Here is a 21,310-nt window from a genome sequence, read left to right as displayed (position 1 = left end):
AAAGACCGGCTTTCGCCGGTCTTTTTGTTTATATAATGGTGAGAAATTTAATTCAATCTGAACAAAGATTACTCAGAATATTCCTTTAAAAGCTGTCTGTAGCTCATCAGTATTGTCGATTTGGAAATAAATCCGATAAACCTGTTGTTTGGATCCACCACAGGCAAATTCCAGACTCCGGTGTCATCAAAGGTCTGAAGAATATCCAGAGGCTGATCTTCTGGGTGAATAATGGCAGGAGGAGCTTTCATCATCTGAATGAGAGTCACCGAGACTTCATTATTGGCAAATAAATAAGGTCTGATATCATCCAGCGTTAAAATTCCTCTTAAAACTTTTTCCTCATTTACAACGGCAAAAATATTTTTATTGCCGTTTTTTACCAGTTCAAATAATTCAGTTATAGGAGCATTTTCATCAATCGCCTGAGAATATCTATCGATGAATTCTTCTGTTTTTAAAGAAAAAAGAATATTTTTATCATGTTTATTGGTGAATATTTTTCCCTGATCGGCTAAAGATTTCAGCTCCGGAGAAATAGGAGAGAACCACTTCGCAATGAGATAAGAAATGATGGAAACAATCATCAAAGGAATAAAAAGATCATACCCAAAACTGGATTCCGCGATAAGGAAAATAGCCGTTAAAGGAGCATACATCACACCGCTCATTGCACCTGCCATTCCTACCAGAACAAGATTCGTTACAGGAACATCCGTAAAACCGATCTGCTGACAAACAACAGCAAAAAGATATCCTACTGTTCCGCCCGCAAAAAGCGAGGGTGCAAAATTTCCTCCGTTTCCTCCACTGAAAATGGTGAAAGAAGTAGCAAAAGCTTTCAGTAATAAAACCAGAATTAAGAAAATAATAATCGTAAAATCTTTTATTTCAAAATATCTGAAAAAACTATTCTGGATAATATTGTGGGTATTTCCATTGGTAAAAGCTTTTACCGTATCATAACCTTCCCCAAACAAAGGCGGAAAAAGAACGCAAAGCAGCGACAAAACCGCTCCGCCAAACATTGCTTTTCTAAGCCGCGACATTTTTAGCCCTTTTATAAAATGTTCAACTTTTTGGGAAATCACCACAAAATATCTCGCGTACAGACCTGTAACAATTCCTAAAATAAGATAATATGGAACATTTTTATAATTAAAAGCTTCCCGGGTATAAAATCTGAAAAGAACATCTTCCTGCAGCAGAATTCTGGATAACAAACTTCCGCAAACCGCCGCCACAACCAAAGGAATAAAGTCTGTGAATACAACTCCCGTTAAAAGAATTTCAAAAGCGAACATAATTCCGGCAATCGGGGCATTAAAAGCGGATGCAATTCCGGCAGTTGCTCCTGCAGCCAACAGAAGAGTTCTTTCTTTGTAACTGAGGCGGTACGTCTGCGCAAAATTAGAACCGATGGCTGCTCCGGTTACTGCAATAGGGCTCTCAAGACCTGCGGAACCGCCGAGTCCTACTGTAACGGCACTCTGTACAATCTGCGAATACATTTTCACGGAAGAAACAATGCTCGAATTCTGTGCAATTTCATATAAAATTGCGCCGATCCCTTTTCTGTCCTGTCCTTTAAATATCGTTAAAACAATACTCGTTGTTAAAACAATTCCCAGAAACGGAAAAATGATATAAAACAGAATCTGGTATTCAAAATGAACTTTCGTTGTAATAAAATGATGAATATTGTGAACAAGAGTTTTAAGAATTACTCCTGCCAAACCCGCTGAACAACCGACAATAATCCCCGATAAAACCAGAAACTGATTCCGGCTGAGTCTGTTATTGAGCCAATGTAAGATGAGTTCGTAACTGCGCGCTTTTTCAAGTCCATACTTCTGAAAGTCTCTCTTGAACTTCAGAAAGCTCAGAAACTTTTTCTTATTATGAATATTCACTTTTGGGAATTTTAAACCATAACCGAATTGTTACAGTTCTGTAAATTTATGAAATATATCATGAAATTTAAAATTCGGTGTGGAATGCGTTCTCTTTTTTAGGTCTTAAAATAAGTCGGATTGAAGGATTATTGGTAATAAATAATCTTAACCAGTTGAACGCCAGTCTTACCTTGCTTCCAAAACTTATCAGCGGAATAATATGAATAAAAAGCCACGTTAACCACGCAATAAAACCTTTGTAGGAAAACTTGGGAAGATCTACAACGGCATTGAATTTTGAGATAATTGCCATGCTTCCTTTATCATTATAAGCAAAAGGAATCTGAACTTTTTCCTCTTCAATTCTTTTAAAATTCTTGCCTAAATTTTTTGCATGCTGAATGGCAACCTGAGCCAGTTGCGGATGACCTTTCGGAAAGTTTTCATCTGAAAGCTGCAGTGCAATATCTCCCAATGCATAAACATTTTTTGTTCCCTGAACTTTGTTATAAGCATCCACCAGTATTCTGCGTCCTTTACCTATGCTTTCTTCCGGAATTCCCGGAACTTCTCTTCCAATCACGCCGGAAGTCCAGATCAGGGTTTCTGTTTCAATGGTTTTTCCGTCTCCTAAAATTACTTTTCCGTCAGCATAATCTTTTACGGCTGTATTTAAAATAATTTTTACGCCTAATTTTTTAAGCTGATCATAAGCGGCTTCCTGAGCCATTTTGCTCATCGGCGAAAGTAAAGTCGGCAATGCATCAATTAAATAAATATTCGAAAGCCCGAATTTTATTTCAGGATATTCTTTCTGTGCGATATAACTTCCCATTTCCGAGATCATTCCCGCAAGTTCCACTCCGGTTGGTCCGCCTCCCGCAATCACGATATTCTGGAGTTTCTGTGCTTCTTTGATGTTTTTATTTCTTGCCGCTTCTTCAAGCGTTAAAAGCATATAATTTCTCAAATAAAGTGCTTCATCAATGGTTTTCATGGGGATAGAACATTTTTTCACATTTTCCATTCCGAAAAAATTGGATTCCGTTCCTAATGCAAGAACCAGATAATCATAATGAAGATTTCCCGTGTCGGTTTCAAGGATATTATTTTCATGATCTGCTTTTACAAGATTTCCCATGTGGAAATTTACATTTTTATAATTGGAAAGCAGCTTTCTGAAGGGATAACTGATGTTTGAAGCCTCAATAAACGATGTGGCAACCTGATAAATAAGTGGCGGAAAAAAGTGATAATTGTTTTTATCGACTAAAGTAATTCTGAATCTTTTGTCATTAACCAAAGATTTTATAAGATTAATTCCTGCAAAACCTCCTCCTACGATTACGATGTGCTTTTTCATATGTATGTGTGATTGAAAATGGTACCGTATTTTATTCAATAATAAAGCCAAATAGGCGGTTTCAATTATTTAGACATAAAGGTTTATGATTAAAAATTATCTGCACGATGTTTGTATCCTTTAGAGCAACCAAATTTTTAAATATTACCATATGAAAGCAGATGTTTTAAATGAAAAACACAGACTCGGATTAGGTGGAGTAGCCATCGGAACAGCCTTTGATAAATTAACAGACGGCGAATCTTATGAAGTTTTACAGAAAGCATGGGATCTCGGCATACGATATTACGATACGTCGCCGTGGTACGGACTAACAAAAAGTGAAAGACGATTCGGGAATTTTCTTCACGGGCAAAACAGGGATGAGTTTGTACTGTCTACCAAAGTCGGGCGTTTATTTGTGGAAGTTCCGGAAGATGAAGTTCCGCCAACCATGTGGAAAGCACCTTTACATTATGATTTTGAACATAATTACACGGCAGATGCCATTAAAAGATCTATTGAAGAAAGCCTTGAAAGAACACGTCTGAGCCATATTGATATTGTTTACGTGCATGATTTGTCTGAAGATCAGGTAGGAGACCGCTATCCGTATTTTTTGAAACAGGCAAGAGAAGGAGCGTTTAAAGTTTTATCGGAACTGAGAGATCAGGGCGTTATTAAAGCATGGGGAATGGGCGTGAATAAAATTGAGCCGATTTTAGACTGTCTGGATTCTGCAGATCCGGATATTTGTCTTTCGGCAACGCAATATTCTATTCTGGAACATGAAGATGCAGTCGACCGATTGCTTCCTGCAGTAAGAAAAGCCGGAGTAAAGCTGGTTTCCGGCGCAGGTTATAATTCAGGTTTTATCAATGGGAGAGATCGTTACAACTATAAGGATGTTATCCCGAAAGGAATGAAAGAAAAACGTGAAAAGATTGATGAAATTGCCAGAAGATACAATACCAACATTACCCACGCCGCGTTGCAGTTTGTTTTGGCAGCCGATGAATTTGCATCCATCATTCCCGGAGCGAGCAAACCGGAGCAGGTGGAAGATAATGTAAAAGCTCTGCATAAACAAATTCCTTCGGATTTCTGGAAAGAATTGCAATCGGAAGGGTTAGTTTACGAAAAAGCACAGATCCCGAATTAATACAGACTTCATCAATTTATCCTATACAAAACCTCTCTTTTCGGGAGGTTTTGTTATTTACCATGATGGAAATTCATGTAACTTTATTTTAAATATCACTACCAATATAGTTATATTTATTATATTTGCTGAATTTTAAAAAACGAAAAATAAAAATTTAAATAAAGATGAAAAAGTTTATCACAACATTTTCTATAGCGGCAGGACTTTTCCTTACGTCTAACATGGTAAGCGCACAGCAAAAAATCGGGCATGTAAATTCGGATGATATTTTTACCAATCTTCCGGAAGCTAAAACAGCAGAAGGTTCATTAGATACTTTCACCAAAACAAAGCAGGGTGAAATTGAAAAAATGATCACTTCTTATCAGACAAAATTAAAAGCGGCTCAGGATAAAGAAAAAACGATAAGTGAGGCAAACAAAGAAACTGTAATTAAAGAATTAACAGCAGCTCAGACAGAATTGCAGACTTTAGGTAAAGATATTGAAACTTCCAGAACTAAAGCAGCACAGGAAATTTCTAAAAAGCAGACGGAATTATTTACACCGATTCAGAAAAAAGTAAGCGCAATGATTGCTACGGTAGCGAAAGAAAAAGGATTGGCTTATGTGTTTGATATTGCGCCTTCTCAGGGAAACAGCCAGGTTGCTTATATGGATGGAGGAGAAGATATTACTCCAACGGTAAAGTCTAAACTGGGAGCTATAGGAACTGCTTCAAAGCCGGCTTCTAAGTAATATTTAAAAAAATTATGAATAATTCTAAGGTAAAAATTATTCATTCAAAATAAAAAAAGCCGGAATCAGGAATATGAAAATTCCCGTTTCCGGCTTTTATTTCTTTTATACGACGGTCTAATCGAGAGGCTTTCGACCGGATATCAGATTATACAGTACCACAATGATTGCAATAACCAGCAATACGTGAACTAAATATCCTGTACTCATTCCCGGAACGATTCCTAACATTCCTAAAAGCCATACCACAATACAAATGACTGCGACTAACCATAATAAACTTCTCATAACTAAAATTTTTAAGTGATTTGATAAAGTAAATACACATATTATGCCTTTTTCTTAAAAACAGCTTAAAAATATATACCACAAATTATGAAAAGTGAATAATTGGCTGTAAAAAACTTAAATAAAAGCTTTTTAATCCAGCAGACCGAAATGAATTAATGCTTTTTCAATTCCATGATTATCAACGTCTTCGGTTACGTAATCTGCAACTTCTTTTACGCTGTCGTTCGCATTTCCCATGGCGATGCCGATTTTTGTAAATTTTAACATAGAAATATCATTTCCTCCATCTCCGAAAGACATCGTTTCTGAAACGTCGATATCAAAATGTTTACAGAAATTTTCGATTCCTGTCTGTTTGCTTATTCCTCCGGGATTTACATCGGCAAAAAGGGGAGTCCATCTCGAAGATATACTTTTGGGCATTACTTTTTTCATAAATTCGGATTCGGCTTCCGGTTTCAGAAAAATATTTGCCTGAATTACATTTTCAATATCAATATTTTCTTTATCATGAATCGGCGGAACAGGAATGTTGATATGAGAATACATTCCCACAACTTCAGGTGTTGCATCGTTTATTTCTACTTTATCTTCATACATTAAAGAATAGCTCAGCGGAAAATTTTTGGCATAATGAATCAGACTTTTAATGTCGGAAGGATCTATTGTATGTCTGGAAATAAGCTTGTTTGAGGCTGTAACACAATACGATCCGTTAAAGGTGATGAAACCGTCAAATTTCAGATGATCAATATGATGCAAGGAATTGATGGATCTTCCTGTTGCGATAATAACTTTTATTCCTTTTTCTCTTAACTTTTGAAGAGCATTTTGGGTAGAATCGGGGACTTTTCCTGTTTTAAAGCTTAATAATGTTCCGTCTATATCGAAAAAGACGGCTTTAATGTGGTGATTTTGGGTGTTCATTGAAGTTTAATAATTTAATCATTGAAGATATAAGACAAAAGTACAACAATATAATTTTGTTTTATGAGGTCGTATTTTAATTAAAACTGAATTATTGCAGAATCTATAAGGTATAATTCTTGTACAGCTTTCAGCACACCAATAATAAAATAATATGAAAAATCAGGAGGAAATCGATCTTTTGAATGATCTTGTCCACATTACGAATGACAGAATAAAAGGCTTTGCAAAAGTGGAAGGTAAAATCTGGGAAAGCTATCCCGACGTGAAATCGGAATACGCGAGAATGAATTCTCTTTCGAAAGTCATGAAAAACGAACTCATTGATCTCATCACCGAAAATGGAGCAGAAGCGAATGATTCACCGTCTGTTGCCGGAACGCTCCACAGAACGTGGATTGACATCAAAAACTCTTTTACCATCGGAAACACGGAAGAATCTACGATTGAAAATGTAATTTTTGGCGAAAAAGCAGCGATTGATGCTTATCAGAATGCAATTGACACCGGAAAACTGAGCGAAAAAAGCAGGGAAATTGTTTCGGAGCAGCTTAAACACATCAAAGATTCTTATCATGAATTCAAAGGAAAAAGCAATTATAAAGAATAGTTATTGTTTTTCTTACAGATCAACTTCCTGAAACGGGAAGTTTTTTTTATTGTCTAAAAAATTATTCTAAAACAATTCAGAATGGAATTCAGACAACGTTTTTGGGGAATTAGAATCATTACAAATCACTACATATTGAATAAAAATTAATGAATTATTTTAAAAAACAAATAATTCCGGCAATTTATCATTAATCGGACGAGTATTTCAGGATGTAGAAATTTTAAAAATAAACATTTGAATATCAATCAAATGAATTAATAAATCAATAGAAAATAAATTATTTTATTTAGGAAAAATTTATCCATAAAAATTTATTATAAAAATATCATTAAAATCTTTTGTACTATTAAAATTATTCATACATTAGTGATGTATAAAATACAAAACTTTATCATTTATAGAATTTAGGAAATAATTATCACTAAAAGTTTTATTCATTCTTTTATATATTTAAATTCTGCTTTAAAATTAGGTATATGCCACTCTTGTAAAAGAGTGGTGTTTTTTATGATATAGAAATATGGATTAAAATTTGTAAAAAATCCAATTATTCTGATCAGAAAATAGAAAATAATTTCCGTAGAGTAATTTAACATAATATTCTACGAAAATCATTTGAAAATTTCTAAAAATGGAGTAGTACAGAAACTCAATCAAGAGCATAAATAAATTGATTGAGTTTGTTTTCCTTAAAAATCCTCAGGAAAAATTCCTGTTGCATATTGCCAGACTTCAACTACCTCATTTAAAGGAATTTCGTAAGGCTCATAAAATGTGTTATCTGCGGCAACCGTTAAAGAATTTTCATTTTTAGATTTCAGACGTTTGTAAGTAATTCCGTCGTTTAAAGTAATGAAAACGTAGGTGTTACCGGATTTCAGATCATTAAGACCTTCCATATATTTTCCGATGATGTATGAGCCGTTCTTAAAGGGCGGCATAGAATCTCCATCCGCAGGAAATGCACGGAATTTTCCGTTTTTCAGAAAAGGAAGAGAAATTCTCTGAAGGCTTTCAATATAATCCGGATCGCTGTAACCTGTTAAATAACCCATAGAAGCTTTCTGAGAGACAATCTCAATGCTTTCGTCGCCGTTCTGATCTACCATTACAGGCAGAACAATACGGTTATCAGGAAGTTTCAGCATATCTTCAAGCGCATGTTTTGTTAAATCTACCGACAGCAAAAGATCAATACTGACATTAAAAATTCTTGAAATTTTAATTAAAACATCAACCGGAGGTTTAGATTTTCCGTTTTCATAAGAACTGTATCTGGAAGCTGTAATCTGTATTTTTTGAGACAATTCGCGTTGGGTTTTTCCTAATTTGGCGCGTAAAAGTCTTATATTTTCTGAAAAAATCGACATATAAAAAATTAAAACGTAAAAATACGAATGTTTGCCGGAGAATCCTAAGTTTTAGGGCAGTTGTGGATAAGTTCCTTTAAAAAATATTTTGATAGAGTCGGTAATCATTCATAAAATTAAAATCGCTGAAGAATATCTGAAGTAGAAAAATAAAGTTTTGAATTTGTTAGAGATTATAAAGGAAAGTTTCAATAAACAATTAAACAGGATCATCTGAAAGAATTTTGGTCGTGAAAATATTCTGGTTTTGAAAATCAAGGAATTCTTAAAACACACTCTATTTAACATAATATAAATTATAGGATTTTTTATTTATGCCTGAATAGAGTATTTATGTCGTTCTTTTAAATTCTGCTAAATCTTTTATCCATAGTCATTTATGCGTTTTAAAGGGCTTTAAAACAAAGCTCTACCTATGCTATTTATTTAATTTATAAGACCACATATGCGTTTAAAAAGCTTCACTTCTATCTTATGATTAATTTTACATTTTATATAATCTGTCTGCATTAATAAGCAGCTTTGATTCAAGTAATGATTTAGTTTAAAACATTTATGAAATAATTTCTATAAATTTTAAGTGGCAATACGAAAAATGAATAAATTTGATTTCACTATAAACCGAAAAGATTATAATCGGTTGTTAATGAAAATATTATGAATCCAAAAGTTGATTTCTTTTTTAATAAAACCGGACAATGGCAGACAGAATTTGAAAAATTACGAACAATTGCATTGAAAACTGAGCTTACAGAAGATTTAAAATGGGGCTGTCCGTGTTATACATACGAAGGGAAAAATATATTCCTGATTCATGGTTTTAAAGAATATTGCGCACTCCTCTTTTTCAAAGGCGCTTTGATGAAGGATTCTGAAAATATTTTGATTCGGCAGACAGAAAATATACAGGCAACAAGACAGATTCGTTTTACAAATCTGCAACAGATTATTGATTTAGAGAATGTTTTAAGCGATTACATATTTGAAGCGGTGGAAATTGAAGAATCCGGAGCGAAAGTTGAAATGAAAAAAACACATGAATTCAACATACCGGAAGAATTTGCTCAAAAACTAAATGAGAATCTGGAACTTCAGAAAGCTTTTGAAGCGTTAACTCCGGGAAGACAGCGTGCGTATCTACTCTATTTCTCATCAGCAAAACAGTCAAAAACCAGAATATCAAGAATTGAAAAATATATCCCTGAAATTCTTAACGGAAAAGGTTTAAATGATTAGTTTATATTTCATAAAACTGTATATTTTTAATTTATACAAAATTTAACAATAAATCATTATCTTAACAAAATTCAATTGTCATCATAAATTAGTATTTTAGTAAAATCGAAAAAATTTGACTATAAATAATAAGGTTATGAAAAAATTACTTTTATTAAGCTCACTATCGGTTGTATTGTTTAACTGCAACAAAAAACCGGAAGCTCCGGCTGCAAATGAAGTTTCTGCGGATACTGCTGCGACAACAGAAAAAGTTACGGATACACTGGGTGCAAAATCATTTTGTTACATGGGAGTTACCGGAAAAGATACCGTTTTTGTAAGCATTGACGATAATCTGGGAACCATCACCGGAAAAATGGCGACCAAAAACAGCGAAAAAGACAGTAATGAAGGAACTTTAAGCGGAATTAAATCTGGAGATACGCTTAAACTGACTTATGAATTTGCTTCTGAAGGAGTTTCAGGAAATAAAAATGACATCTATTTTATACAGACCAAAGACGGCTTAATGGAAGGAATCGGCGAACGTGATGCCGAAACCGGAACAAAATATGCCAACGAGAAAAAGATAAAATATGAAGGCGGAAGAAACCTTAAAACGGCTGATTGCAATACGGTTACAAAGGCTCTACAGTAAAATATAAATGCAACCAAAAGCGGTTGCATTTTTTTATAATTCTTTGTTAATAATTGCTATAAAACTGTTTACGGCTTCATCATCTGTATTCCAAGAAGTGATGAGTCGGACAGCAGAAAAATGCTCATCGATTTTCTTCCAGACATAAAATTCAAACTTTTTAGATAGTTTTTCAATTAAATCATGGCTCAGAATCGGGAAAATCTGATTGGTGTATGTATCAGATAAAAACTGCACTCCCCTTTCTTTCATTGCATTTTTCATCTTCATCGCCTGCGAATTGGCGTGTTTTGCCAGATCAAAGTACAGATCATTTTTCATCAGTTCCAGAAACTGAATTCCCAAAAGTCTTCCTTTGGCAAGTAATGCTCCTTTCTGTTTGATATTAAAGGCGAAATCCTGTTGCAGCTCTTTGTTATTGATTACGATGGCTTCCCCGATTAAAGCTCCGTTTTTGGTTCCTCCGAGATAAAAAACGTCAGTCAGCTCTGCCACTTTTTCCAGCGTAAGATCACTGATTTCGGAGGTTAAACCATGTCCCATTCTCGCACCGTCCATGAAAAGATAAAGACCTTTTTCTTTACAGAATGTAGAAAGTTCTTCCAATTCTTTTAAGGTATAAATCGTTCCCAACTCTGTAGAATTCGATATATAAACCAGCTTCGGCATTACCTGATGCGGAACGTTGCTATGATTCTCAAGAACCGGAATAATATCTTCCGGAGTTAATTTTCCGTCTGCTTTTTCAATGCTCAGAATTTTATGTCCCGTTGCTTCAATAGCTCCGGTCTCATTGTTAAGAATATGTCCTGTCGATGCAGAAACTGCACATTGATAAGGTCTTAAAACCGAAGAAATAACGATAAGATTTGCCTGCGTTCCGCCTGAAACAAAATAGATCTCAGAATCCGGACTGGCGATTTTTTCTTTTATCAGTGCTTTTGCTTCTAAAGAATACAGGTCTTCTCCGTAACCGGCTTGCTGATCGAGATTATGCTCTGTAAGAGCTTTTAAAATATTGGGATGACAACCTTCTGAATAGTCGTTTTTGAATGAAAATTTCATAGAGTAAAATTAAAAAAGTTCGCCGAAAGTGCCTAATTTATTCATAATATTTTGTTAGATTTGTACAGAATATCATCTAACATTTTGAAAAATACATTAACAGAAGAGAATTATCTGAAAGCTTTGTTTCATCTGGTAGACCATGAGGGAAAAGTGACGATTAACGAACTGAGCAAATTTCTGAACGTAAAAATGCCAAGCGTTAACAATATGATGAAGAAATTTGCAGACAAAAGCTGGGTAATTTACGAAACTTACAAACCTTTGATTGTCACGGATAAAGGTCGTCGTGAAGCTTCTTTGGTCGTAAGAAAACACCGCCTTACAGAAATGTTTCTGGTGAAAAAAATGAATTTTGGCTGGGAAAATGTTCATGAGATCGCGGAACAACTGGAACACGTCCACTCTGCTGTTTTCTTTGACAAAATGGATGAAATTCTGGATTATCCGAAATTCGATCCTCATGGAGAACCCATTCCCGATAAAGACGGAAATATCATTGCACAGGATCTGCAAAAGCTAAGCAACTGCGAGGTTGGCGAAACGGTTGTGTTTGCATCGGTTACACTTTCGGACGATGCTTTTTTAAATTATCTCACCGAAAGAAATTTACTCCTGAATAAAAAAATCAAAATTATTAAAATTGAAAGCTTTGATAGATCCGTAACCATCGAAATCGAAGGAAAACAGGAAGTTTTAAGCAAAAAAGCGACGGAAAAAATACTGGTGAAGAAATAATTTTTTAGCCTTAAATATATGCTTCAACAAGCTTACTTCATATTAAACTTGTTTAAACTAAATTCAGAATAAACCGCAAAAGAGACAAAAGTCTTTATTGGATTTATTTAAAGTATTTCAAAAGTCTGCAAAGAAAAAAATCTTTGATTTTTAAACTTATGTGCTCTTTCTTTCCATTTGAGCATTAAACTTAAACAACTAAAATGTTTAAATCTTTTGTGGTAAAAAAGCTTGATAAAGCGGATTTCCAGAATAATCAAAGCAATCAAAAGAATAAAAATCAAAGATTTTAAAATCTATTGTGATCTTTTCATTTATAATCATCAACTTTAAATAAATGCTTCGTTAATCTTTTGTGCCTTTTCCTGTTAAATAAAAAATTTAAACAGACTGATTAATTATTTTAAGCGATGTCCTAAGCTTGTCGAAAGCGGATAAATATTATTTTAAACTATTCTTCAGTATTTCAGAAACCTGGTCAATCTCATCCGGAGTATTGAAATAATGAGGCGATACTCTCACGATTCCGTTGATTTTTTTATTTGTAAAATCAATTAACGCTGAATTCTTATACGTCACTGAGAAAAAAACATTATTTTCTTTCAAAACCTTCTGAATATTTTCCAGATCGCCATCCGGACCGGAAAATGTAACGATGCTGCTCAGATGATTTCCCCAATCCCAAACTTTAAAGCCGCTGTCTTTGAGTCTGTTTCGTAATTTTTCAGATAAAATCTTATTGTATGCTTCAATATTATCCAATCCGATATTGTTGGCATATTGTATGGCGTGTTTAACTCCTAATAGAGAAGCATAGGAAATTTCCCAGTGCTCAAATCTTTTGGCTGTTTTAAACAATTCATAATCATTGTATTCTGTCCAGTTCGCTCCTCTCATATCCAACAGCAAAGGTGCGTAATTCTGTTCCAAAACTTTATCCGAAACATATAAAAACCCTGTTCCTCTCGGTCCGCGCAAAAATTTCCTTCCTGTTGCCGTCAGAAAATCGCAGCCAATTTTTTCGACATCAACCACCATTTGACCAACTGACTGACAGGCATCAACCAAATACAAAATATTATATCTTTTACAGATTTTGCCGACTCCTTCAACATTCTGAATCAGTCCCGAATTGGTGGGAATATGCGTAACGGCAACTAATTTCGGGCTGTATTTTCTGATCAGATTTTCAAGATCTTCCAGATCAATCTCGTTGTCGGAAAGATTTCTTGTTCTGATGATTTTGATATTTAATTTTTTCTGAAGCGAAATAAAGGTAATCTGACTGGAAATATAATCATCAGCCGTTGTGATAATGACATCATTTTCTTTAAAAACAATGCTCGATAATGCCTTTGCAAAGGCTTCGGTCGCACTTATTGCAAAGGCGATATTGGAAGGTTTACAGTTAATCAGTTTTGCAGTCTCCTCATAAAATCCTTCTAATAATTCAGCATTTCTGTTCGCAACCTCATATCCTCCGAATTGTTCTTCCTGCTTTAAATAATCAATCATTGAATCCACTACGATTGAAGGCATTAAAGAAGATCCTGCATTATTCATGAAAATTTTTCCGTCCGAAAGACCTCTTATATCTTCTCTTATTTTAGCTGCATTCATTTTTTTTTTACTTTTTAATTCTGACGAAAGAATAATCATTTTCAATAATTTGATTTCCAAAGAAATTTAACGTCTGACAATTTTACACAAAAAATCCCGAATTTATCGTATCGGGATTTGTATTTTTTAAATATGTTTCTAGCACTAATCCAGCACACTCCACCCTCTTTTCGGGTTATTATTATTGGAAACTTCCTGCTCGTTAACAATAATATTTTCTTTTCTCTGACCAATGTAATCCAGTTCACTCAGTTTGGCAAAGATTGCTTCAAGACTTCGCAGCATCTGCTGAATGTAAAGGAACGGTTCTCCGCAATTATGATGATCGTAATTGGTTTCGGCAACTATTGAAAGCTGATTAAGCAAGGTATGAGGAGCAATTTCACTCCATTCCAGACTGTAATTCAGCATTTCTTCCAATTCCGCAGGAACCAGAACCTGAGTCGCATTATACAGTCGGAGTGCAAGTTTTGCAAAAGATTCAATTAAAAATACAGGCGGCTGATAAGGCGTAATATTTCTGAATTGAAAGTACATATCCCCAAAAGTATCGATCATGGTATTGCACAGGAATTTTACATTTTGTGCCAATGCCGTATTCTGATTTTTATGAGAAGCTTTCTGAATAATTTTAAAAGCATACTGCTGTAAATTTCCAATGGATTTTGCGAAATTGTTATAATAATCCAGCAAGGCAGGATGACTCTGAATCGATGTGCATGGCGGAATAAAATTAGAATCTACCTGCGCGATATTTCCTTTCAAATCTACTTTTCCGATGATCAGATAATTTCCTCCGGAATAGCTGCTGTTCAGGGAAGTTACAGGAAGCAGTTCGATATGGTGGTTTGATTGTGCGTTCGGATGACGGGGCGGAATTTCTTCCGGATCGATATCTCCGAAAGGAACTTTATCAAATGGATTCACCGAAATCAGGATGTAATATTCTCCGTCTGTCTGTTCCTCGTGCATGGATTTAGCCAGAGATTTTACGCTCACTCTCCTGTCGTTCAGTTCAATTCTGTAACCCGCCATCGTAACTGCGCTGCAATGTTTGATAACCAACTGAACATCATTGGTTGCGGTATTATGAACATCAAAAATTGTCCGGTCCGTAAAATGATTTGAAATGGGTAAAAGTCCGTAATTATAGGTCGTTATTCCCAAAGAGTTGGAATCTCGGATGGTATCGATTAAAAAATTGTCCTGATCATTAAGATGTCTCTGGGAAACCTTCATCCCGTCAACCCAGTTAATGGCAAAATGCTTTATAGGCTGTATCATATTCAATATTTTAGATGGTGTTTTGCTGTGGTTTTCTTACGCCTTCCTCTTCATGCTGGATCACTCTTTTGCAGATCACGACGTCGTTTTCAGAAATTCTGTTTTCTGTAATATCCTGATCAAAATCGATGTATTTTCTGAAGCTGAAGAACGATTTTTTGGTATAAAAGATCCAGTAATACGATTCTCTGGTTTCATCCGTAAGATGAATGACAGAATTGGGATTTTTGTGGTTATAATCGTCCACAACTCTATAAAACCAGTCTCCGAAAGTAATCCCGGAAGGTAAAGTTTTCGCTTTAATTCTGAACCTGTTGGAATCCTCAAGGTTTTTGCTTAATTCTACATTCAAAACCATTAATCTGTCGAAATCTGCGCCTTCAAAATCCGGAAGTTTCTGTTCCGGAGAATACCTCCATGTTTTATAAATATCCACCGGGATGCTGATTAACTGAACATAACAGTAATGAAAAACGAGAGGAACAATAAAAATGAAAATACTCGTTGCTGCCATAATCGGATAACCGGTTCCGCGACTCATCCAGTTGAAAATCAGATAAAAAAGATACCCTCCGAATCCGATACACGTTAAAGAAAGAATCGATTCAAACAAAATACTTTTTGTGGTAGAATTGAAATGTTTTTTGAAATACCGGTCTGATAAATTAACATGAATAATCCCTAAAATAAGATAAATGATCTGAGCAATTAAATACCAGTAAGGATTGAATAAATTTCCCGCAAACCCGAAAATTCCCGGAATCGCAAGGCATAAACTGCACAGCAGAACATAGATGATAATGGTTTTGATCTTAATTGCGGGTTTGTTTTTTCTGATGATTCCTAAAATGACCATCATGATAACCGCAAATAAAGGCATAAGAATATACCTTAAAAAGATTCCTTTTACTGAAGAAATTTCCATTTGTCTTTTTTCGAATTAATATTTTTCTTGGTGATTGTAAATATAGTTAAAAAAATTCACAGAAAGGTAGAGTAACCTAGCCGGTTTGTATTTCTATCATCATCTTCCAGTGCGAAAGAATAATCCTGTTTTTCTGTGATAAAATTTTCTTCCACATCCACACTTACAGGCAGGAAATAATCATACATTGCCTGCAATATTTTCCGGAACGGACTGCCGTCTATATATTTTTTCATTTGGTTATAAGGAATCGGTCCGATGTTTATTACCCAGTTTCTTTGTCCATCCATATGTTTTCCGCTCGGAATATAAGTAACTCCCAATCTGGAATTACCCAGCAGCATAGAATCGTCTTCCTCTTCCACTCCGTCAATAATATTCGGAGCAAAAGTTACTTTTACAGGAATTTGTAAAAATGCGGTCATACATCGCTCAAACCATGATTTATTTCCTCTGATCTGATGAAAAAACGGAAGAATATAAATAAAAATACAGGCGTTTTTTTTATCCAATTTATTAATCAGAGGCCAGAGTTCACTTACAGTTTCCAGTAAAGAATCTGTATCACTTGATATTTCGAAATCAAACTCTTTGAGTAAAGCACTGATCTCCGTAAAAAATATTTCCAGCTCAAAAGGCTTGAAAAATTTTCGGGCATCCTCTTCCACTTTTTTCTGTCTGCGAATTTCGCGGACAACGGTGTCTACATTTTTTCGGGAAGCTCCCAAAGAAGGCGGATGGAAAAGTCCTTCGGGAAGATAGTCGTAAATTCCTTCTCTATACGTTTCTATGGTAAAAACTTCTTCGTCAAAACCCAGATAATCGCTTGAAATACTTTTAATATCCTTTAAATAAGCACGGTCATTAATCCCGATCCTGTCGATAAAAATATTGCTTACCGCTCTGTGGTATTTTAGAAGGTTTACGGCTACAGCTTCTGCTTTGAAGTCGGTCTGCAGCTTATTGTATTGCATATCTACAATATTATTCTCATACATGGTTTTTCCTGTGATTTGGCTTGTAAAAATAGTATATCTCGAATTATTGAAAAAATATTCTTCCACTAAATTCATACTAAATATACTAAATTTTCAGAATTTAAAAGAATAATATGAATCTTAAATGCGAAATTTATGAAAATTAGAACATCTAAACAGGCTTTAAAAATCTGAAATAATATTGGATTATGTTTAAGATTACGTTAATTTTTAAATTCCTTATAGTAATGCTTAACCTGAACCTTAAATTAACCGTATCTTTGGCCCCTGAAAATGTTATTTTACAATGAAAAGTATTTATTCTAAAATGCTGGTTTTAGCATTCATCGCATCTTCGCTTTATTCTTATGCGTGGGGATTAACGGGACACAGAATTATTGCAGAGATCGCAGAAAATCACCTTTCCGGAAAGGCAAAAAGGGAGATCAGAAAAATGATGGGGAGAGAACGTCTTGCGTACTGGGCAAACTGGCCGGATTTCATTAAATCTGATACTACAGGAGTCTGGAAAGAAACTTCAGCGTGGCATTATGTAAACATCGATCCGCAGACGGATTTTAGAGTATTTGAAGAAAAACTGAAAGCGCAGGCGGGACCAAGTTTATACACCCAGATCAAAACATTATCCAGCCAGATCAAAGACGAAAAAACGTCTGAAAAAGACAGAAAAATTGCTTTAATTTTCCTGATCCACATGATGGGAGATCTTTCGCAGCCTTTACACGTAGGAAGAGCAGAAGATTTGGGAGGAAACAAAATTAATGTGACATATTTCGGAGATAAATCCAATTTGCACTCTGTCTGGGACGGAAAATTAGTAGATTCTCAGAAATACAGCTACACAGAATATGCAAAATTGCTGGACATCAAGTCTGATGAGGAAGTAAAACAGATCCAGACCGGAACTTTAGAAGACTGGTTGTACGATTCTCACAAAATTGCCAACAGAATCTACGCACAGACGCCGAATGATTCTAAACTGTCTTACGATTATCAGTACAAATTTAACGATACAATGGAAAGACAGCTTTTGTACGGAGGTCTAAGACTGGCAAAATTGTTGAATGACCTTTTTTAAAGTGAATTGCCAATGGTGAATTTTAAAAGTCAATTTATTTTCACCTTTAAATAATAGAGCGGAACTTTTGTTTCGCTTTTTTTATTTTAAATAGCAAATATTCACAATACTTGTCATGCTGAAACCATCTAGAAAAGTATGTTGAAAGATTTGTTTTCAGGTAAGATTTGAACATACATTTCGAGCGCGAAAAGCCTTTATGTAAAAAGTTTTAAAAATTTATTGAACCTCTAAAAGTCCTAAAATCGCTGTTCTGTGAAGCGAGAGCTATAATTTACAACTATTTTTTCAAATCAGGTTTAATTAAATGAAAATATTTTGTAACCGGTGTAACCTTTTTGTTCCTTCATACGTATATTATAGTAGAAACTCTTTTTTGAGGATAAAATAGATGAGACAATTAAAAATCACTAAGCAGGTAACCAACAGGGAAACTGCTTCATTAGACAAGTATTTGCAGGAAATTGGTAAGGTAGAACTAATTACTGCGGACGAAGAGGTAGATTTGGCACAGAGAATCCGTGCAGGCGACAGAGCAGCACTGGAAAAATTAATTAAAGCCAACCTTCGTTTCGTGGTATCGGTTTCTAAACAATATCAAAATCAAGGTCTTTCTTTACCCGATTTAATTAATGAAGGTAACTTAGGACTGATGAAGGCGGCAAAAAGGTATGATGAAACTAGAGGTTTCAAATTCATCTCTTACGCGGTTTGGTGGATTCGTCAGTCGATCTTACAGGCTTTGGCAGAACAGTCGAGAATTGTAAGATTGCCGTTAAACAAGATCGGTTCCATCAATAAAATCAACAAAGCTTACGCTCACCTTGAGCAGGAAAACGAAAGACCACCTTCTCCGGAAGAATTGGCTGAAGTTCTTGACATGAGCGAGGAAGATATTAAAGAATCGATGAAAAACTCCGGAAGACACCTGTCGATGGATGCACCTTTGGTAGAAGGTGAAGATTCTAATCTTTATGACGTATTGCGTTCAGGAGAATCTCCAAGTCCGGATAAAGATTTGATGCTTGAATCTCTTCAAATTGAGATCGAAAGAGCATTGAATACTTTAACTCCGAGAGAGGCTGATTTGGTAAGATTATACTTCGGACTGAACGGAAAACATCCGATGACTCTAGAAGAAATCGGGGAAACTTTCGACCTTACAAGAGAGAGAGTTCGTCAGATCAAAGAAAAAGCGATCAAGAGATTGAAGCACAACACCAGAAGTAAGATCTTAAAATCTTATTTAGGGAAGTAATTTTTAACGAAACAATACGACGCGGAGCTTGATTTTCAGGTTCCGCTTTTTTATTTTTGCTGAAATGAATGAATCATAACTTTTTATCGGAGGATTTATCCTGATTTTTATTTTCGGGAATATATTCGTTTACTTCTTAAGTAAAAATAAACAGAAACGGTTTTATGATTTCATCAGAGACAGAGAATATACTTTAGTTCGAAATGTGGAAACCGAGATAGAAGGCTATTCAAAATTAGGCGCAAAAATAATTTACAGAAAAGGTGATATTGTTTTTCTGAATGACGAAATTTTTATTCTTACAATCAATAAACCAATCATTCAGCTTACTAAAAGTTATGAGGATTTTCCAGGCGTATTCTATAAATATTCTTACGATACAAAACAAAAAGTAAAAGAACGACTTGAAATAAGGAATTCCAGTGGAAGCATTAAAGTAAATCTTAACCTCAAAAATAAAGATTTTGATTTAGAGAATTATATTAACAGCCAAAATATGCATAATAATTAATTACTCAGAAAACATAAATTTAATACATAATTAATCCGTACGAAATCCGGATAAAAAAAGAATCTGATAGTTTCGCAATCAATTTAAAACTTTAAAAACAGATTAAACTGATCATGATTCAAAGAAAACTTTTCGGGTGGATGCTTTTGTTTGCCATAACGAGCATTGGATGTGCAGATAATGACATCGCTTCAACTTTAAAAGAAGAAAATTTATCTTCAAAAGCCGATCTCGGCAAAGCTGCCGCAGACGTAAGCGTAAATGCTTACACCGATACAAGCGCATACATCAATTCCGGTTTCAGCTTTTTAAACCCTTCACAGATTGATAAAAACCGTCAGGCAATCGGTGGAAGTGCTTATACCGAAGTTTACGGTTTCAACATTCCTGAAGAAAACAGAGTGAGAGGAATCCGCTGGAACACCGATGATGAAACGACTTCGCTTTGGAGACCGCAGGGAATTTCAGGATTTACAAAAGATGGTGTCCGTTATCTTTTGGTGAGTTGGTATGCGAAAGATGAAGCTGAATTTAAAGGCTCCCGAATTACCCTGATTGACATCAGTCCGAGTTCCAGTACTTATCTTACCTACCGTCATATTCTTTTGGTTCAGCCCGATATTCCGGCAGGTACAACAGGCTATTCGCAGTATGGTTCTTATGCTCCGCTGAATGTTCATGCAGGCGGAATTGCCTATTTTAAAGGTAAAATTTATCTCAGCAGTACAAATTTAGGCGTCCGTGTTTTCGATCTGAATAAAATTATTGAAGTAAGTACAGGCGACACAACCAATGATAAATGCGGTAAAGATTCTAACGGAAACCTGTTCGCTTTTAATTACAGGTATATATTGCCACAGACGGGATATCAGAAAATCAACAATGCGAATCCTTTCTCTACGATTCAGGTGAATGATGAAGGAACGCAGTTCTGGACAGGGCAATATTATTCAGGCAGCGCCGATGCTTCAATTGTTCCGAAAGTGTTTGGTTTTCCGGTTGATACGAACGGAAGGCTTCAGAATACAGGAATTGTAACGGTAACACCTAAAAACAGTCTTTTCACAGATAATCATGCGCATGGAATTCAGGGTGTTTTCAGAAAAGGCAACAGAACGTGGCTTTCCTGTACCGGATCTCCAAGCAATTCTTACGGATCAAATGCAAGATTAGCGCGTTATACCGATGGTGCAGATGATACGGTACGTTTCAGATGGCCTTACGGAGCGGAATCTCTTTACTATGAGTCTCAATATAATTACCTGTGGAGTTTAACCGAATATGAACCGAATGCAGGAGCACAAAACGGAAGTCAGGTGAACCGATGTATTTTTGCGGTTGATTTTTCCAAATACGAATAGTAAAATTTTAATCCGAAATTAAAAAACAGGTAAGACCGTCATTGCGATGGTCTTTTTTTATTCTAAAACTTGGATTTTATCTGCGATAAAATTCAGCATCAATCTTTATTGAAAATCTTTGATTTTCTTGCGCCTTAAAGATGCGTCTGCTTTAACCACAAAAGGCACAAAAGATGACTAAACTTTTATTTAAAGTTGATCATTATAAATGAAAAAGTTCACAATAGTTTTTAAAAATCTTTGATTTTTATTCTTT

Annotated in this window: 20 protein-coding genes; 10 read left to right on the top strand and 10 right to left on the bottom strand. The window is 35.1% G+C overall.

From position 1 onward, the window contains the following. Positions 1 to 68: 68 nt before the first annotated feature. Both BW951_RS01720 and BW951_RS01715 read right to left on the bottom strand, forming a co-directional pair. Positions 69 to 1,913 (bottom strand): chloride channel protein, encoded by a 1,845-nt coding sequence (locus BW951_RS01720; RefSeq protein ID WP_076390200.1) that lies wholly within the window; start codon positions 1,911 to 1,913, stop codon positions 69 to 71. A 67-nt stretch (positions 1,914 to 1,980) separates the two neighbouring features. Then, the gene (locus BW951_RS01715; RefSeq protein WP_076390199.1) at positions 1,981 to 3,258 is read right to left on the bottom strand and encodes an NAD(P)/FAD-dependent oxidoreductase; all 1,278 of its coding nucleotides are present in this window, start codon (positions 3,256 to 3,258) and stop codon (positions 1,981 to 1,983) included. 151 nt (positions 3,259 to 3,409) lie between these two features. Here BW951_RS01715 and BW951_RS01710 point away from each other — a divergent pair, with 151 nt between their 5' ends. Both BW951_RS01710 and BW951_RS01705 read left to right on the top strand, forming a co-directional pair. After that, the gene (locus BW951_RS01710) at positions 3,410 to 4,399 is read left to right on the top strand and encodes an aldo/keto reductase (RefSeq protein ID WP_076390198.1); all 990 of its coding nucleotides are present in this window, start codon (positions 3,410 to 3,412) and stop codon (positions 4,397 to 4,399) included. Positions 4,400 to 4,566: 167 nt separating this feature from the next. Further along, the gene (locus BW951_RS01705; protein WP_076390197.1) at positions 4,567 to 5,139 is read left to right on the top strand and encodes an OmpH/Skp family outer membrane protein; all 573 of its coding nucleotides are present in this window, start codon (positions 4,567 to 4,569) and stop codon (positions 5,137 to 5,139) included. 117 nt (positions 5,140 to 5,256) lie between these two features. On the opposite strand, the gene BW951_RS22490 is transcribed toward BW951_RS01705, so the two are convergent. Both BW951_RS22490 and BW951_RS01700 read right to left on the bottom strand, forming a co-directional pair. After that, positions 5,257 to 5,427: a lmo0937 family membrane protein gene (locus BW951_RS22490; RefSeq protein ID WP_106408105.1), complete on the bottom strand. Its 171-nt coding sequence runs from the start codon at positions 5,425 to 5,427 to the stop codon at positions 5,257 to 5,259. Positions 5,428 to 5,559: 132 nt separating this feature from the next. Then, positions 5,560 to 6,357, bottom strand: a complete 798-nt coding sequence (locus tag BW951_RS01700) for a Cof-type HAD-IIB family hydrolase (protein ID WP_076390196.1) — start codon at positions 6,355 to 6,357, stop codon at positions 5,560 to 5,562. Between the two features lie 154 nt (positions 6,358 to 6,511). Between BW951_RS01700 and BW951_RS01695 the strand changes: the two genes are divergently transcribed. After that, positions 6,512 to 6,967 (top strand): PA2169 family four-helix-bundle protein, encoded by a 456-nt coding sequence (locus BW951_RS01695; RefSeq protein ID WP_076390195.1) that lies wholly within the window; start codon positions 6,512 to 6,514, stop codon positions 6,965 to 6,967. A 692-nt stretch (positions 6,968 to 7,659) separates the two neighbouring features. On the opposite strand, the gene BW951_RS01690 is transcribed toward BW951_RS01695, so the two are convergent. Beyond that, entirely contained in the window at positions 7,660 to 8,340 is a 681-nt protein-coding gene (locus BW951_RS01690) for an XRE family transcriptional regulator (RefSeq protein ID WP_076390194.1), read from the bottom strand. Between the two features lie 657 nt (positions 8,341 to 8,997). On the opposite strand from BW951_RS01690, the gene BW951_RS01685 reads away from it, so the two are divergent. Together BW951_RS01685 and BW951_RS01680 are read left to right on the top strand one after the other, a co-directional pair. Further along, entirely contained in the window at positions 8,998 to 9,576 is a 579-nt protein-coding gene (locus BW951_RS01685) for a YdeI/OmpD-associated family protein (protein ID WP_076390193.1), read from the top strand. 136 nt (positions 9,577 to 9,712) lie between these two features. Continuing rightward, positions 9,713 to 10,216, top strand: a complete 504-nt coding sequence (locus tag BW951_RS01680; RefSeq protein ID WP_076390192.1) for a hypothetical protein — start codon at positions 9,713 to 9,715, stop codon at positions 10,214 to 10,216. 33 nt (positions 10,217 to 10,249) lie between these two features. On the opposite strand, the gene BW951_RS01675 is transcribed toward BW951_RS01680, so the two are convergent. Then, the gene (locus tag BW951_RS01675) at positions 10,250 to 11,281 is read right to left on the bottom strand and encodes a threonine aldolase family protein (RefSeq protein WP_076390191.1); all 1,032 of its coding nucleotides are present in this window, start codon (positions 11,279 to 11,281) and stop codon (positions 10,250 to 10,252) included. Positions 11,282 to 11,365: 84 nt separating this feature from the next. On the opposite strand from BW951_RS01675, the gene BW951_RS01670 reads away from it, so the two are divergent. Beyond that, positions 11,366 to 12,019, top strand: a complete 654-nt coding sequence (locus tag BW951_RS01670; protein WP_076390190.1) for a metal-dependent transcriptional regulator — start codon at positions 11,366 to 11,368, stop codon at positions 12,017 to 12,019. Positions 12,020 to 12,460: 441 nt separating this feature from the next. Here BW951_RS01670 and BW951_RS01665 read toward each other — a convergent pair whose 3' ends face one another. The 4 genes from BW951_RS01665 to BW951_RS01650 all read right to left on the bottom strand — a co-directional run bounded on the left by BW951_RS01665 (position 12,461) and on the right by BW951_RS01650 (position 16,921). Then, positions 12,461 to 13,639: an aminotransferase class V-fold PLP-dependent enzyme gene (locus tag BW951_RS01665; RefSeq protein ID WP_076390540.1), complete on the bottom strand. Its 1,179-nt coding sequence runs from the start codon at positions 13,637 to 13,639 to the stop codon at positions 12,461 to 12,463. Positions 13,640 to 13,783: 144 nt separating this feature from the next. Continuing rightward, positions 13,784 to 14,923 carry a hypothetical protein gene (locus BW951_RS01660; RefSeq protein WP_076390189.1) on the bottom strand — a complete coding sequence of 380 codons (1,140 nt, stop codon included), beginning with the start codon at positions 14,921 to 14,923 and terminating at the stop codon, positions 13,784 to 13,786. A 10-nt stretch (positions 14,924 to 14,933) separates the two neighbouring features. Further along, positions 14,934 to 15,848 carry a TssN family type VI secretion system protein gene (locus BW951_RS01655; RefSeq protein ID WP_076390188.1) on the bottom strand — a complete coding sequence of 305 codons (915 nt, stop codon included), beginning with the start codon at positions 15,846 to 15,848 and terminating at the stop codon, positions 14,934 to 14,936. 56 nt (positions 15,849 to 15,904) lie between these two features. Beyond that, positions 15,905 to 16,921, bottom strand: coding sequence for a type VI secretion system baseplate subunit TssG (locus BW951_RS01650; RefSeq protein WP_228427459.1), 1,017 nt, complete (start codon positions 16,919 to 16,921; stop codon positions 15,905 to 15,907). Between the two features lie 211 nt (positions 16,922 to 17,132). Here BW951_RS01650 and BW951_RS01645 point away from each other — a divergent pair, with 211 nt between their 5' ends. From BW951_RS01645 to BW951_RS01630, 4 genes are all read left to right on the top strand, one after another. Then, positions 17,133 to 17,924, top strand: a complete 792-nt coding sequence (locus tag BW951_RS01645; protein ID WP_076390187.1) for a S1/P1 nuclease — start codon at positions 17,133 to 17,135, stop codon at positions 17,922 to 17,924. Between the two features lie 391 nt (positions 17,925 to 18,315). Continuing rightward, a complete protein-coding gene (locus BW951_RS01640; protein ID WP_027385416.1) occupies positions 18,316 to 19,182 on the top strand; it encodes a sigma-70 family RNA polymerase sigma factor in 867 nt (288 codons plus the stop codon). Between the two features lie 205 nt (positions 19,183 to 19,387). Continuing rightward, a complete protein-coding gene (locus tag BW951_RS01635; RefSeq protein WP_076390186.1) occupies positions 19,388 to 19,693 on the top strand; it encodes a hypothetical protein in 306 nt (101 codons plus the stop codon). A 113-nt stretch (positions 19,694 to 19,806) separates the two neighbouring features. Next, positions 19,807 to 21,054 carry a hypothetical protein gene (locus BW951_RS01630; protein ID WP_084196331.1) on the top strand — a complete coding sequence of 416 codons (1,248 nt, stop codon included), beginning with the start codon at positions 19,807 to 19,809 and terminating at the stop codon, positions 21,052 to 21,054. Positions 21,055 to 21,310 lie beyond the last annotated feature (256 nt).

The sequence above is a fragment of the Chryseobacterium gambrini genome (assembly GCF_900156825.1).
Taxonomy (GTDB): domain Bacteria; phylum Bacteroidota; class Bacteroidia; order Flavobacteriales; family Weeksellaceae; genus Chryseobacterium; species Chryseobacterium gambrini.
This window is presented reverse-complemented; position numbering and strand designations above follow the sequence as displayed.